The following is a 14,190-nucleotide window of genomic DNA, read 5'->3' on the forward strand; positions in this document are numbered from 1 at the left end:
CCCACAGGGGGACAATGCCTGCGGCCTGGCAAAGCCGGTTCCGCGGCATCCCTGTGAGGGGGCACTTCACTCGGCTGGGCCTGCTTTGCGGGCCCTTTCCATTTCTGAAACCGCTTGCCGCAGAATCTGCCCATGCTCTCCGCTTCCCGCGACCCCATCGTTGCCATCGCCACCGCGCCCGGTCGCGGGGCGGTGGGCATCGTGCGGGTGTCGGGCAGGGGGTTGGCGGCGTTCGTTCAGGCCCTGTTCGGACGGGTGCTGAAACCGCGCGAGGCCACTTACCTGCCGTTCCCCGATGCGGACGGCCAGCCCATCGACCATGGCCTGGCGCTGTGGTTTCCAGGACCCCATTCCTACACCGGCGAGGACGTGCTGGAGCTCCAGGGCCACGGCGGACCGGTGGTGTTGCAGCTGCTGCTGGCGCGCTGTCTGCAGGTGGCACAGGCGCCCGTTGCAGAAGACCAGCTGCTGCTGCCCGGCCTGCGCCCGGCGCGCGCCGGCGAGTTCACCGAGCGTGCGTTCCACAACGACAAGCTCGACCTGGCGCAGGCCGAGGCGGTGGCCGACCTGATCGATGCCAGCACCGAAGCCGCGGCGCGCAGTGCCAGCCGCTCGCTCGCGGGCGTGTTTTCCGAGCGCATCCACGCGCTGCGCGACGCGCTCATCAACCTGCGCATGCTGGTCGAGGCGACACTGGATTTCCCGGAAGAGGAGATCGACTTTCTGAAGAAGGCCGACGCCACGGGTCAGCTGCAGCGCCTGCGCACCGCGCTGGCCGATGTGCGGGCGCAGGCCCGGCAGGGCGCACTGCTGCGCGACGGGCTCACGGTGGTGATCGCCGGGCAACCCAACGCGGGTAAAAGCTCGCTGCTCAACGCGCTGGCCGGCGCCGAGCTGGCGATCGTGACCCCGGTGGCCGGCACCACGCGCGATGTGGTGCAGCAGACGATCCAGATCGAGGGCGTGCCGCTGCACGTGATCGACACCGCGGGTCTGCGCGACAGCCCGGACGTGGACGAAGTGGAAAAGATCGGCATCGAACGCGCCTGGGGACAGATCCACCAGGCCGACGCGGTGCTGTTCCTGCACGATCTCACCCGCAGCGACAGCCTGGCCTACCAATCCGCCGATGCGGACATCGCTGCCGCCCTGCCCGGCGGGGTGACCGTGCTGCAGGTGTGGAACAAGCTGGATCAGTGCAGCGACAGCGCCCGGGCCATGCTGTCGGATCGCGCACGGGCGGGCGAGCTCGCGATTTCCGCCAAAAACGGCGACGGACTGGAGGCCCTGCGCCAGCGCCTGCTGGACCTGGCCGGCTGGCAGCACGCGGGCGACGGCCTGTTCATGGCGCGCGAACGCCACCTGCAGGCGCTGGCGCGTGTGGGCACACACCTCGACGGCGCGCACACGCTGCTGGCCGCGCAGGCCGAACACCTGGACCTGATGGCCGAAGAATTGCGTCTGGCCCAGCGGGCGCTGGGTGAAATCACCGGCGAATTCAGCGCCGACGACCTGCTCGGCGAGATTTTTTCGCGCTTTTGCATCGGCAAATAGTCCCCAGCGCACCGCCTGGCGTTCTTGCGACACCGTCTGGAGCGCAACTGTAAGCAGCCGTTAATGCACACGGCGCGGGCTTGCACGCGCGGGCCCCTCACGGTTAACGTTGCCGGATGAACGCCAGCCTACCAGCGCCGATGCGTGCCGACATCATGGGCCTGGCCCAGGCGATGAGGCAGAGCGGCGCGCTGGATGCGGTGCCATTGAACCTGACCGAGGCACAGTGGCAGGGTTTGGCCGACTTCCTGCAGCCAGTGTCCCTGCAGCAGGGACAGGTGCTGATCGAGCAGGGTGTGAAGGACCGGACGGTCTATTTTGTCGAGACGGGCAGCCTGACGGTGCACTACGAAGACGCGAAGGAGCGTGTGCGCATCGCGTTGGTGGGCCCCGGGTCACTGCTGGGTGAGGGTGCTTTTTTCAGCCACCTGCCGCGCAGTGCGACCGTGCAGGCGGGTGCGCCCAGCCGGCTCTGGTGCCTCACGCCTTTGCGTTTTCGAGAGCTTTCCACCCGTTTTCCGCCGATCGCGCTGGAGTTGTCGGTGGCCATGGCCGCGGTGCTGGCGCGCCGCATGTACAACCGGCCCAAACGCGTGGCTGTGACCTGAATCAAGTGGCGCACGCGCCATTTGCTCCAATATTCCCGCACTTTTTCTCACATCGCGATGCACCCGGCAACGCATACTTCGACCATGTCTCTATTGCGGTGGCTTCAAGCCAGAAAATCAGATCCCGCTGCCAACGGTGGCCGTGCGAAGCCACGCCGTTCCTTCAGCCAGACCACCTTGCCCCTGATCTCGCCGCGCCGTGGCCGGCGGATCCTGCGTCGGGAGCAGCTGTTCTCGGTGGTGCGCGAGTCCCTGATCCGTGCCGGGGTGCTGTCGACCAGCTACGAATTCAAGGTGCTCACGCTCGACGCCAACGGAGACCGGTTTCTGGTGCTGATTGATCTGGCGTTGCCCGCCGACGTCATGCCCGATGAATACCTGCTGGAGATTGAACGCTGGATCCAGAGCAGCGCCGACAAGCGCCACACCATGGCGGTGCAGGGGGTCTACTGGCGGCGCAAGGCGGTGCACGACCAGCGGGGCATCGCGCTCAAGGCGGCGGTGGCCGCGCAGACACAGCGCCTGGCCACGTCGGACAACCCCACCGCGATCCCGGTCCCGGTGCTCACGCCGTCCAGTGGCCGCGCGCAGCCTGTGGCGGCTGATGAGGTGAATGCGTTCCGCCGGGCGTTGCAGACGCCCGCGCTGCCGGCGCACCGGCTGGACACGGAGGCCGATGTTCCCCCGCCCGAATCGCACAGCGATTTTTCAGCGCTGAGCGAAACGCAGTACGGAAAACTGTAGGGATGACACCCCCACACTCCGCCGCTGCGCGGGTCGCTGCCCCCCGAGGGGGCTGACCTGCCTTGGGACGGCCCGGCGGCAGCTCGTGATGCCTCCAAGCGTCCCGCGCCTTCGTCGGCGCGGACCGGGGCTCCGCCGCTGCGATGGCCCGGGCTTCAGTGGCCCGAGAAATTCACCAGCGTGAACAGCGGCAGCCCGCTGGCCCGCAGCCGCTCTGAACCGCCCAGTTCGGGCAGGTCCACGATGGCGGCGCCTTCCATCACCTCGGCGCCCAGTTTCTCCAGCAGCCGTGCGCCCGCCATCATGGTGCCGCCCGTGGCGATGAGATCGTCAATCAGCAGGACCCGGTCGCCCGGTTTGACCGCATCGGTGTGCAGTTCGACCGTGGCGCTGCCGTATTCCAGCTCGTAGGTTTCTTCCACCGTGGTGAAGGGCAGCTTGCCCTTCTTGCGGATCGGCACGAAGCCCAGGCCGAGTTCGTAGGCCACCACCGAACCGATGATGAAGCCCCGCGCGTCCAGCCCGGCCACCACGGTGGGGCGCAGGGACGGCTCCATGTAGCGGTGCACAAAGGTGTCGATCAGCACGCGGAACACCCGGGGGTCCTGCAGCAGGGGCGTGATGTCGCGGAACTGCACGCCGGGCGCAGGCCAGTCGGGCACGGTCCGGATGTGGGATTTGAGGTAGTCGGTGCTGTCCATGCTGTGATCCGGTTTGAGGAGCGCCGGTGCGCTGGGGTTTGAGAGGGGTGCAGAAGGGAACCGGTCCGTCAACCCGACAGCAACCGGTCTTCGGCCAGCGCCAGCGCAGGCGCCTTGCCGCTGAGCACCAGGGTGTCGCCGCCTTCGAGCACCGTGTCGTCGTCGAAGGGTACGCCGTGGCCGCTGGACCGGCGCAGGTTGGCGACGCGCACGCCCACGGTTTCCAGTGCCAGGCTGCCCAGCGTCTTGCCGACCGTGCGACCGGCCGACGGCAGCGTCACGGTGTTCAGGCGCTCGTGTTCGGCTTCTTCGATGCCATCGTCGTCCGCGCCGTGGAAGTAGCCCTTGAGCAGGTTGTAGCGCGCGTCGCGCTGGTCCTGCACGACGCGGATCACGCGCCGCATCGGCACACCCACCAGCGCCAGCGCGTGGCTGGCCAGCATCAGGCTAGCCTCGATCGCTTCAGGCACCACCTCGGTGGCGCCAGCGCTGCGCAGCTTCTCCAGATCCGCGTCATCGATGGTGCGCACCACCACCGGCACCTGGGGGGCCTGTTCGTGGGTGTGGTGCAGCACCTTGAGCGCGCTGGCCGTCTCGATGTAGGTGATCACCACCGCGCTGGCGCGGTGCAGGCCGGCGGCGATCAGGGCCTGCAGGCGCGCCGCGTCACCAAAGACGACCGAATCTCCGGCGGCTGCGGCCTGGCGCACGCGGTCGGGGTCCAGATCGAGCGCCATGTAGGGAATGCCTTCGGCTTCCAGCAGCCGCGCCAGGTTCTGGCCGCAGCGACCGTAGCCGCAGATGATCACGTGCTTGTCGGCGTTGATCGCCTTGCGCGCGATGCTGGTCATCTGCACCGACTGCATCAGCCAGTCGCTGCCGACCACCCGGCTGACGATGTCGTTGGCGTACAGGATCACAAAGGGTGTGGCCAGCATGGACACGACCATCGACGCCAGGATGGGGTTGAAGAGCGCCGGTGGCACCAGGTTGTTCTGTCCTGCCAGCGTGAGCAGCACCAACCCGAACTCGCCAGCCTGCGCGAGGTACAGGCCCACGCGCAGCGACACCCCCATGCTCGCGCCCCAGACCCTCGTCAACCCGGTGATCAGGGCCAGCTTGAACGCCACCGACAGCGACAGCAGCAGCAGCACCAGTGGCCAGCGCTCCAGCACCAGCCGCCAGTCGAGCATCATGCCGATGGTGATGAAGAACAACCCGAGCAAGACATCGTGGAACGGCCGGATGTCGGTCTCCACCTGGTGCTTGAATTCGGTCTCCGAAATCAGCATGCCCGCCACGAACGCGCCCAGCGCGAGCGACAGGCCGGCGTGTTCGGTCAGCCACGCCAGGCCCAGTGTGATCAGCAGCAGGTTGAGCATGAACAGCTCATCGCTTTTCTGCCGGGCCACCAGCGTGAGCCACCAGCGCATGACCTTCTGGCCGCCGGTGAGCAACACCCCCAGCAACACCACCGCCTTGAACAGGGCCAGACCCAGGGCAGGCAACAGGTCTTCCGGGGCTGCGCCGAGCGCGGGGATCAGGACCAGCAGCGGCACCACGGCCAAGTCCTGGAACAGCAAGATGCCCACCACCCGTTTGCCGTGTTCCGACTCCAGCTCCAGCCGCTCGGCCACCATCTTGATCACGATGGCCGTGCTGCTCATTGCCATGATGCCGCCCAGCGCGACCGCGATCTGCCAGGACACCTTCCACCAGGTGGGCAGCAGCAAGGCCATGGCAAGCGAAGCGGCTGAAGTGATCAGCAGGGTGAGCACCACCTGGGACAGGCCGAGTCCGAACACGTGGCGCCGCATCGCCCGCAGCTTGGGCAGACTGAATTCCAGTCCGATCACGAACATCAGGAAAACCACGCCAAATTCCGCCAGGTAGCGCACACCGCTGGAGTTCTGTGCCAGTGCCAGCGCGTTCGGCCCGATCACCACGCCCACCACCAGGTAGCCCAGCATGGGTGGCAGCTTGAACTGGCGGCACACCACCACGCCCAGCACGGCGGCCAGCAGGTAGAGCAGGGTGATGTCCAGCGAATTCATGAGGCAATGGTAAGGGCTCGCCGCGACAGCCCGGACCGGGTCCAGCGACGATAATCCGGGCATGAGTCTGCCCCCCACGTTCGACCCGGTGCGCGCCCTGTCCCTGGCCCGCGAAACCCTCAGCATCGAGGCGACAGCCGTCAACGCCATGGCCGACCGCATGGACGACAGCTTTGCCCGCGCGGTGGCCCTCGTGCTGGGCAGCAGCGGTCGTGTGGTGGTCATGGGCATGGGCAAGAGCGGCCATGTGGGTCGCAAGATCGCCGCCACCCTCGCCTCGACGGGCACGCCCGCGATGTTCGTGCACCCGGCCGAGGCCAGCCACGGCGACCTGGGCATGATCACGGCGGCCGATGTGGTGCTGGGCATCAGCAACAGCGGAGAGAGCGAAGAGCTCACGGCCATCCTGCCCTTGATCAAGCGCATGGGCGTGCCCCTGGTGGCGCTCACCGGCCGCGTGCAGTCGACCCTGGGCCGGCACGCCGCCGTGGTGCTCGACGCCTCGGTCGAAAAGGAAGCCTGTCCCCACAACCTGGCCCCCACCGCCAGCACCACGGCCCAGCTCGCCATGGGCGATGCGCTGGCCGTGGCGCTGCTGGACGCGCGGGGCTTCAAGGCCGACGACTTCGCCCGCTCCCACCCCGGCGGCGCATTGGGGCGCAAGCTGCTGACCCATGTGAGCGACGTGATGCGCAGCGGCGACGGTGTGCCGCGCGTGCGCCTGGATGCCGATCTGATGACGCTGATGCGCGAGATCAGCGCCAAGGGCCTGGGCATGAGCGCCATCGTCGATGGCGAGGGCGCGGTGCTGGGCGTGTTCACCGATGGCGATCTGCGCCGCCTGATCGAAAAGTCCGGCAGCAGCGTGGACCTGCGCGCGCTCACTGCGCGCGAAGTCATGCACCCCAACCCGCGCACCGTGCGGGCCGATGCCCTGGCGGTGGAAGCCGCGGACCTAATGGAGTCGAACCGTGTCACCAGCTTGCTGGTGGTGGATGATGCGGGCAGCCTGACCGGCGCGCTCAACAGCAATGATCTCATGCGGGCGAAAGTCATTTGACCCACCGAGCCGCAGGACTTGGCCCACCCCCGCGCCGCCTGCGGCGTCACCCCCCAGGGCGGCGCTGGCGGCCCGGCAAAGCCGGTTCCGCGGCGCCCTGACGGAAGGCACTTCACTCGAACGCATCCTCTCCAGTTAGCATTGCCCCATGTCTTCTGATCTGCCGCCGCTGCTTCCCACGCTGAACTTCCCGCCCGAGCTGTTGTTGCGCGCGCAGCCTGTGCGTGTGGTGTTCTTCGACGTGGACGGTGTGCTGACGGATGGTGGGCTGTATTTCAGCGAGTCGGGTGAGACCCTCAAGCGCTTCCACACGCTCGACGGTCATGGCATCAAGCTGCTGCAGCGGGCCGGCATCACGCCGGCTGTGGTGAGCGGGCGCGATTCGCTGGCGTTGCGCGCGCGACTGAAAGCCCTGGGTGTGGTCCACACGCGTTTCGGCACCGAAGACAAGCGGCCGGCGGCGGAGGCCATCCTGGCCGAGCTGGGGCTGGACTGGTCGGCCGCGGCGGCCATGGGCGATGACTGGCCCGACCTGCCCATGCTGCGGCGTGCCGCACTCGCCTGCACACCACCCACCGCCCATCCCGAACTGCTGGCCCTGGCCCACCATGTCACACAGCGCCTGCCGGGTGCAGGTGCCGTGCGCGAGCTGTGCGATCTGTTGCTGGTGGCCAGCGGTCACTATGCGGGTGAGCTGGAGGTGGCTGCATCGTGAACGCGCCCGCACCCACCGATCCCCAGGTGAAGAAGCGCCAAAGGGGCCTGAGCCGGGTCTGGGACCAGCTCTCCCTGTACTTGCCGGTGTTGCTGATGATGCCGCTGGCGCTGGCGTCCTACCTCCTGCTGCAGGCCACGCCCCAGCCCATGGAGCCCGAGCCCGAGCGACTGCTCACCAACGAACCCGACTTTTTCATGCGGCGGTTTTCCGTCAAGGTGTTTGCGCCCAACGGGACATTGCAAACCGAGGTCTACGGCGCCGAGGCCCGCCACCACCCCGACACGGACCGCACGGTCATCGACACCGCACGCATCCGCACCTACAGCGCGCAGCGCCAGCTCTCCACAGCCACGGCGCGCGAGATCATCAGCAACGGCGAGGGCACGGTTTACGAGCTCAGGGGCGATGCGGTGGTGGTGCGCCAGGCCGCACGCAACGCCGCTGGCCAGCGCTTGCCGCGCATGGAGTTCCACGGCGAATTTCTGCGGGTGAGCACCGACCCCGAACACATCGAATCGGATCTTCCGGTGCTCTTGATCCGTGACAAGGACCAAATGACGGCGGACACGCTCGACTACCGCGGTGATTCGCGCGTCGTCGAACTCAATGGCCGGGTTCGCGCCCAGCTCGCGCCGCGCTGAGGCGCTCCCTTTCTCTGCACCCAGCGCCCTCCATGTCGCACGACCTGCCGCCAGCCCCCCTGGTGTTCATCACCGGGGCGTCCAGCGGCATCGGCCAGGCGCTGGCGCTGCGGTATGCGCGGGCGGGCTACCGGCTGGCTTTGGTGGCCCGCCGCAGCGGCGAGCTGCAAGCCTGGGCGCAGGCCCAGGGCTGGGATGACAGCACCTGCCGGATCTATAACGCCGATGTGTCCGACACCACGAGCATCGTGGCCGCCGGTGCCGACTGTCTGGCTGACCAGGGCCTGCCCGATGTGGTGATCGCCAACGCCGGCATCAGCATCGGCATGGACACCGCCGAAAGGGACGACATCGATGTGATGGCGCGCACCTTTGCCACCAACAACACCGGCATGGCTGCCACCTTCCAGCCCTTTGTGGCCGCCATGGCCCGGCGCGGCAGTGGCACGCTGGTGGGCATCGCCAGCGTGGCGGCCATTCGTGGCTTGCCCGGGCACGGGGCCTACTGCGCCAGCAAGGCTGCGGTCGTAGCCTATTGCGAGAGCCTGCGCGGCGAGCTGCGCAGCAGTGGTGTGGGTGTGGTCACGCTCTTGCCCGGCTATGTGGACACACCGCTCACCCGAAAGAACCGCTACGCCATGCCCTTTCTGTTGAGTCCGGAAGTCTTTGCGGCGACGGCTTTCGACGCCATCGCCGCACAAACCAGCTACCGGGTGATCCCCTGGCAGATGGGGGTGGTGGCCAAGTTGCTGCGCCTGCTGCCGAACGGCCTTTTCGACCGCTTGCTGGCCGGCCGGCCACGCAAGCACCGGCAAGGCGAAGACGCGGCAGCCTGAAACCCGGGGGCGTTCTCAGGGAGGTAGCGCGATCGCGTTACAGGACTGAATCGGGAAAGAATGCAAAAGCAATACGGTGCAATTTTGCTCACTGTCGAAGGTGGGCTCGTGGTGCTGCGCACGTCACAAGTTGCGTAAAAAATCACGGCACAAGACCTGGTTTTCCGCCAAAGTGGCAGAGATGACCCGCAACACCCTCGCCCCACCCACACCGTCCTTGGTCAAGAAGCGTGCCTCTGGCCACAGGTTTTGGGCCATCTGCTGCCTGGGCCTGGGGTGGGTGGTGACTGCGCAAGCCCAGTCCAAAGACCCGGCTGCATTCCAGACCCAGGTTTGGGCGGCCAGTTGCATGGCCTGCCACGGACCTGACGGTCGGGCCGAAGGTACGGGCCTGGCCATCGGCGGGCGTCCCGCCAAGGATCTGCTGGGCAAGCTGCTGGGCTACAAGAGTGGCCAGCTCAAGGGCACCATCATGCACCAGCACGCCAAAGGCTACAGCGACGAGGAGCTATCCCGCATCGCCGACCATTTTTCCGCACTCAAATGAGAGCTCCCGGCATGACCCAGCGACGTGCACTTCTCCAGGCCGGTCTGGCCGCGGCTTCAACACTGGCATCACCCTTTGTGGCTGCGCAAAGCGGTGAACGGGTGGTCATCATCGGGGGTGGATTCGGGGGCGCCACAGCCGCGCGCTACTTGCACCGATTCAACCCCGCCCTGCAGATCACGCTGGTCGAACCCGCCAGCGAGTTCGTCATGTGCCCGATGAGCAACCGCGTGATCCATGGTGGGCTGAGTCTGCGGGACATCTCGCGGCCCTACAGCCGCCTGGTCGCCCAGAGCGGGCTGCGCTGGGTGCGGGCCCGGGCCGACGCGATCGACACCAGCCTGCGCGAGGTGCGCGTGGGGACCGAGAAGATTCCCTATGACCGGCTGATCGTGGCGCCAGGGGTTGACTACGTGTACGACGGCATCGACGGTTTGCAGACCGCGGCCCAGCAGGCGCGCGTGCCCCACGCCTGGAAGGCGGGCGAGCAGACCCAGCAGCTGCGCCAGATGCTGCAGGCGTTGCCCGACGGCGGTGTGGTGGCCATGACGGTGCCCAAGGTGCCCTACCGTTGCCCGCCTGGCCCCTATGAGCGGGCCAGCCTGATCGCCCATTTCCTGCAGACGCGCAAACCCGGTGCCAAGCTGCTGGTGTTTGATGCCAATCCGGAAATTCAGGCCAAGAAAGGCCTGTTTGAAGCGGTCTGGAAAAGCCGCTACGGCGCGCAGATCGAGTACGTGCCGAACGCCGACCTGAAAGCGGTGGACACCCAGAGCGGTACGCTCAGCTTCGATCTGCAGGGCAAGGTCAAGGCGCAGGTGATCAACGTGATTCCGCCACAGCGCGCCGGCGCCATTGCCCGCAGCAGCGGTCTGTCCAATGTGGGCGACCGCTGGTGCGGCGTGGACTTCCTGAGCTACGAGTCGACCGCCGCCAAGGGTGTTTACGTGCTCGGGGATTCGATCGCGGGTGCACCCGGCATGCCCAAGTCCGCGCACATGGCCAACCAGGAAGCCAAAGTGTGCGCCGGGGCGATCGCTGCGCAGTCGTTGGGCATGCCTGTTCCGTCCCTGCCCATCATTGCCAACACCTGCTACAGCTTCGTCTCGCAGTCGGAGGTGATTCACGTGGCCGCGGTGTACCGCTACGACAGCGCCAAGAAAACCATGGTGCCGGCCAAAGACGCGGGCGGACTGTCCGACCGCCCGACTGCCACGGAAGCGCTCTTCGCCATGGCCTGGGCGACCAACATTCTCAATGACACGCTGGGTTGACGTGCACAGGATCGATGGCGCGTTGGTACCCCATCATGGCTGAAGTGCCGCTGACGCATATCGGCCTCAGACCACCCTGACACAAGGCACGGTCTTCAACTTCTGCAGACGAAAAAAAAGCCATTCGGGCAGGCCGAAGGGCTTTTTTTGAGCAACCCGGTCACAACAACCGGGCTGTAAGGGGTAAGCGATCAGTAACCGCCGCGACCACCGCCACCGCCGCCATCACGACGACCACCGCCGCCGTAGGGGCTGCGGAAGCCGCCGCCGTCACCGCCGCCACCACCGAAGCCGCCGCCACCACCGCGGGGGCCGCCAAAGCCGCCGCCGCCGGTGCGGGGAGGACGGGCTTCCATCGGACGGGCTTCGTTGACCACCAGGCTACGACCGCCCAGGGACTGGCCGTTCATGCCTTCAACAGCAGCTTGCGCTTCTGCGTCGTTGCCCATTTCGACAAAGCCGAAGCCTTTCGAACGGCCGGTGTCACGTTCCATCATGACCTTGGCGCTGTTGACAGAGCCGTAGGCGCTGAAAGCTTGCTGCAGGTCTTCGTCACGCACGGTGTAGGGCAGGTTGCCCACGTACAGTTTGTTGCCCATGGTTGGGACTCCTAATAACACTGAGAAAAATAGCGATGGAGCCCCGTTAGCACACAAAAACCTGTAGCACGCGAAACCAACCGATCACTTGTCAAGCGAGGCCTGATGGCTCTCGCGGAAGGATTATGCGCTGAATGCCGCATGGATAGTGACAATTTTTCGGGCGCCTGAAAGCGTCCAATCCTGCGATGCAGATTCGCAACATTTCCTGAAACACGGGGTGTGCCGGCGGGGGCTGCCCGCTCGCAGCGCTTCAATTTATACTCGCCAGCAGCGCCGATTTGATCCAGATTGCGGGCGCTTAAGAAATGCCGCTAAAGGGGGGATTCCCGGTCTCGCTCTTGGCGGCACCGGGTTTTTTGTTTTTGGACCCTGCCCGGCAGGGGAAACCGCAGTGATCGTCACGCCCCAAACGTTCCGGTTCACCGAACCGCTGCCGCTCAAGAGTGGCGCCGTGCTGCCCGCCTACGAGCTGGTGGTGGAAACCTACGGCACGCTCAACGCCGACCGCTCCAACGCGGTGCTGGTGTGCCACGCCCTCAACGCCTCGCACCACGTCGCCGGCTGGCACGCCGACGCCGGCGGCCAGCCGCTGCCCCGCAGCGAAGGCTGGTGGCACAACATGATCGGTCCCGGCAAGGCCGTGGACACCGACCGCTGGTTCGTCATCGGCGTCAACAACCTCGGCTCCTGCTTCGGCTCCACCGGCCCCACCCACACCAACCCCGCCACCGGTCAGCCCTGGGGTGCGGACTTCCCCGTGGTCACGGTGGAAGACTGGGTCAACGCGCAGGCGCGCCTGCTCGACGTCATGGGTATCGAGCAACTGGCCGCCGTCATGGGCGGCAGCCTGGGCGGCATGCAGACACTGAGCTGGACGCTGCAGCACCCCGGGCGCGTGCGCCACGCCATCGTGGTCGCCAGCGCGCCCAACCTCACGGCCGAGAACATCGCCTTCAACGAGGTGGCGCGCCGCGCCATCGTCACCGACCCCGATTTCCATGGCGGCCACTACCTGCGCGAAGGCACGCTGCCCCGGCGTGGCTTGCGCATCGCCCGCATGATCGGCCACATCACGTACCTGAGCGACGACGTGATGAACGAAAAATTTGGTCGTTCGCTGCGCACCGCCAACGGGGAAGACCCGACCGAGACCGCCGAGCTGGCCTACCGCTACACCACGCAGGACGTGGAGTTCCAGATCGAAAGCTACTTGCGCTACCAGGGCGACAAGTTCAGCGAGTACTTCGACGCCAACACCTACCTGCTGATCACCCGTGCGCTCGACTATTTCGACCCCGCGCGCGAACACGGCGGCAGCCTGAGTGCCGCTTTGGCGCGCGCGAAAGCCCGGTTCCTGCTGGTGAGCTTCACCACCGACTGGCGTTTCTCGCCCACGCGCAGCCGCGAGATGGTCAAGGCCTTGCTGGAAAACGGGCGTGACGTGAGCTACGCCGAGATCGATGCGCCGCACGGCCACGACGCCTTCCTGCTCGACGATCCGCGTTACCACCAGGCGGTGCGGGCCTACTTCGAGCACACCGTTGGTCAGCTTTCGGGGGATCGGGCATGAGCGAAAAAGCCATTCTGGAATCCATCGCCCGGCTGGTGCCGCCGGGCTCGCGCGTGCTCGACCTGGGTTGCGGCGACGGCGCCCTGCTGGCGCACCTGCAAGCCACGCGCGGCTGCAGCGGCTACGGCGTGGAGATCGACGATGCCAAGGTGCTGGCCTGCGTGAAGCGGGGTGTCAATGTGCTGCAGCTCAACCTCGAAGGCGGGTTGACCATGTTCAATGACGACGCCTTCGATGTGGTGCTGCAGATCGACACGCTGCAACACCTGCGCAACGCCCAGACCATGCTGCTGGAGACCGCGCGCGTGGGCCGCCTGGGCATCGTGGCCTTCCCCAACTTCGCCCACTGGCCCAACCGGCTGGCGGTGTTGCAGGGCCACATGCCGGTGACCAAGCGCCTGCCCTACCAGTGGTACGACACGCCCAATATCCGCGTCGGTACCTACCGCGACTTCGAGGTGCTCGCGCGGCGCAACGGCCTCACCATCGAAGACAGCTTCGGCCTGCACGAAGGCCACGAGGTCCGGACCCTGCCCAACCTGCTGGCCAGCACGGCGGTGTTCCGCTTCTCAAGCTGAGGCGCCGCCCGCTTCGCGCGCGGCGTCGGCCGCGAAGTCGCCAGGCGTTGCCGCGCTGGCGGCGAGCAGGCCAGGGTAGATCGCGGCGAATGTCGCTGTGATCTCGCCCAGCGGCAGGTCGTCAAAGCTGCCGCGCTCGGCCACGTACTCCATGTGCCGCTGGCCCGCGCGGTCGAACGGGTGGTAGAGCGAATCCTGCACGCCGTCGAACTCCAGCGGCAGCAGACCGAACTTCTCGCACAGTGACAGGTTGAACGCCGGTGTCGCCTTGCGCCAGCCGCCGTCGATCCAGAGCTCGGTGTAGCCGTGCCAGGCGAACACATCGGTCTGCATGGTCCGGCGCAGGCGTTCGGTGGACAAGTGGTTGCGCACATCGGCAAAACCGAGTCGCGCCGGGATGCCGGCCGCGCGCGCCACCGCCGCCAGGGCCACCGCCTTGGGCACACACCAGCCGCTGCCTAGGGCCAGCGCGGTGCTGGCTCTCATGCCGTGTTCGGACAGGTCGATGCGGTACGGGTCGTAGCGCAGCCCGTCGCGCACGCCCAGGTACAGCGCCACCGCGCGTTCGCGGTCGTTGCTGCCCTGCGCGTGCGTGCTCGCGAAGGCGACCACCTCGGGGTGGTCGCTGTCGATGCAGGGGGTGGCGGCCAGATGGGGGTTGTGCGCGTTCATGGTGCGAAATTACCAGAGCGCCCACCGGCTG

15 protein-coding genes are annotated in these 14,190 nt (G+C 66.9%); 11 read left to right on the top strand and 4 right to left on the bottom strand.

Going from position 1 to position 14,190, the window contains the following annotated elements; translation table 11 throughout:
• Positions 1-132: 132 nt before the first annotated feature.
• The 3 genes from mnmE (at position 133) to F3K02_RS16450 (ending at position 2,906) form a co-directional block, all read left to right on the top strand.
• Positions 133-1,554 (top strand): tRNA uridine-5-carboxymethylaminomethyl(34) synthesis GTPase MnmE, encoded by a 1,422-nt coding sequence (gene mnmE / locus F3K02_RS16440; protein ID WP_177136707.1) that lies wholly within the window; start codon positions 133-135, stop codon positions 1,552-1,554.
• 116 nt (positions 1,555-1,670) lie between these two features.
• Positions 1,671-2,162, top strand: a complete 492-nt coding sequence (locus tag F3K02_RS16445; protein ID WP_177136708.1) for a Crp/Fnr family transcriptional regulator — start codon at positions 1,671-1,673, stop codon at positions 2,160-2,162.
• A gap of 84 nt (positions 2,163-2,246) precedes the next feature.
• On the top strand, positions 2,247-2,906 hold the full coding sequence (locus F3K02_RS16450; protein ID WP_177136709.1) for a hypothetical protein: 660 nt from the start codon (positions 2,247-2,249) through the stop codon (positions 2,904-2,906).
• Positions 2,907-3,061: 155 nt separating this feature from the next.
• Here F3K02_RS16450 and F3K02_RS16455 read toward each other — a convergent pair whose 3' ends face one another.
• On the bottom strand, positions 3,062-3,607 hold the full coding sequence (locus F3K02_RS16455; protein ID WP_177136710.1) for an adenine phosphoribosyltransferase: 546 nt from the start codon (positions 3,605-3,607) through the stop codon (positions 3,062-3,064).
• Between the two features lie 68 nt (positions 3,608-3,675).
• The gene (locus F3K02_RS16460; RefSeq protein WP_177136711.1) at positions 3,676-5,661 is read right to left on the bottom strand and encodes a monovalent cation:proton antiporter family protein; all 1,986 of its coding nucleotides are present in this window, start codon (positions 5,659-5,661) and stop codon (positions 3,676-3,678) included.
• Positions 5,662-5,722: 61 nt separating this feature from the next.
• Here F3K02_RS16460 and F3K02_RS16465 point away from each other — a divergent pair, with 61 nt between their 5' ends.
• The 6 genes from F3K02_RS16465 to F3K02_RS16490 all read left to right on the top strand — a co-directional run bounded on the left by F3K02_RS16465 (position 5,723) and on the right by F3K02_RS16490 (position 10,737).
• Positions 5,723-6,721 carry a KpsF/GutQ family sugar-phosphate isomerase gene (locus tag F3K02_RS16465; RefSeq protein ID WP_177136712.1) on the top strand — a complete coding sequence of 333 codons (999 nt, stop codon included), beginning with the start codon at positions 5,723-5,725 and terminating at the stop codon, positions 6,719-6,721.
• 148 nt (positions 6,722-6,869) lie between these two features.
• Entirely contained in the window at positions 6,870-7,436 is a 567-nt protein-coding gene (locus tag F3K02_RS16470) for a KdsC family phosphatase (RefSeq protein ID WP_177136713.1), read from the top strand.
• Positions 7,433-8,080: an LPS export ABC transporter periplasmic protein LptC gene (lptC, locus tag F3K02_RS16475; RefSeq protein ID WP_177136714.1), complete on the top strand. Its 648-nt coding sequence runs from the start codon at positions 7,433-7,435 to the stop codon at positions 8,078-8,080. The genes F3K02_RS16470 and lptC overlap by 4 nt, the downstream gene beginning before the upstream one ends.
• Positions 8,081-8,112: 32 nt before the next feature.
• Positions 8,113-8,916: an SDR family oxidoreductase gene (locus F3K02_RS16480; RefSeq protein WP_177136715.1), complete on the top strand. Its 804-nt coding sequence runs from the start codon at positions 8,113-8,115 to the stop codon at positions 8,914-8,916.
• A 283-nt stretch (positions 8,917-9,199) separates the two neighbouring features.
• Positions 9,200-9,463 carry a c-type cytochrome gene (locus tag F3K02_RS16485; protein ID WP_210823681.1) on the top strand — a complete coding sequence of 88 codons (264 nt, stop codon included), beginning with the start codon at positions 9,200-9,202 and terminating at the stop codon, positions 9,461-9,463.
• Positions 9,464-9,474: 11 nt separating this feature from the next.
• Complete coding sequence (locus F3K02_RS16490; RefSeq protein ID WP_246309532.1) at positions 9,475-10,737, top strand: NAD(P)/FAD-dependent oxidoreductase; 1,263 nt, start codon at positions 9,475-9,477, stop codon at positions 10,735-10,737.
• Positions 10,738-10,928: 191 nt separating this feature from the next.
• Here F3K02_RS16490 and F3K02_RS16495 read toward each other — a convergent pair whose 3' ends face one another.
• Complete coding sequence (locus F3K02_RS16495; RefSeq protein WP_177136718.1) at positions 10,929-11,336, bottom strand: RNA recognition motif domain-containing protein; 408 nt, start codon at positions 11,334-11,336, stop codon at positions 10,929-10,931.
• Between the two features lie 394 nt (positions 11,337-11,730).
• Here F3K02_RS16495 and metX point away from each other — a divergent pair, with 394 nt between their 5' ends.
• On the top strand, positions 11,731-12,909 hold the full coding sequence (gene metX, locus F3K02_RS16500) for a homoserine O-succinyltransferase MetX (protein WP_177136719.1): 1,179 nt from the start codon (positions 11,731-11,733) through the stop codon (positions 12,907-12,909).
• A complete protein-coding gene (metW, locus tag F3K02_RS16505; RefSeq protein ID WP_177136720.1) occupies positions 12,906-13,487 on the top strand; it encodes a methionine biosynthesis protein MetW in 582 nt (193 codons plus the stop codon). The genes metX and metW overlap by 4 nt, the downstream gene beginning before the upstream one ends.
• On the opposite strand, the gene F3K02_RS16510 is transcribed toward metW, so the two are convergent.
• Positions 13,479-14,159, bottom strand: a complete 681-nt coding sequence (locus F3K02_RS16510; protein ID WP_177136721.1) for a transglutaminase-like domain-containing protein — start codon at positions 14,157-14,159, stop codon at positions 13,479-13,481. The genes metW and F3K02_RS16510 overlap by 9 nt on opposite strands.
• Positions 14,160-14,190 lie beyond the last annotated feature (31 nt).

The sequence above is a fragment of the Hydrogenophaga aromaticivorans genome (assembly GCF_013387465.1).
In the GTDB taxonomy this organism is placed as follows: Bacteria; Pseudomonadota; Gammaproteobacteria; order Burkholderiales; family Burkholderiaceae_C; genus Hydrogenophaga; species Hydrogenophaga aromaticivorans.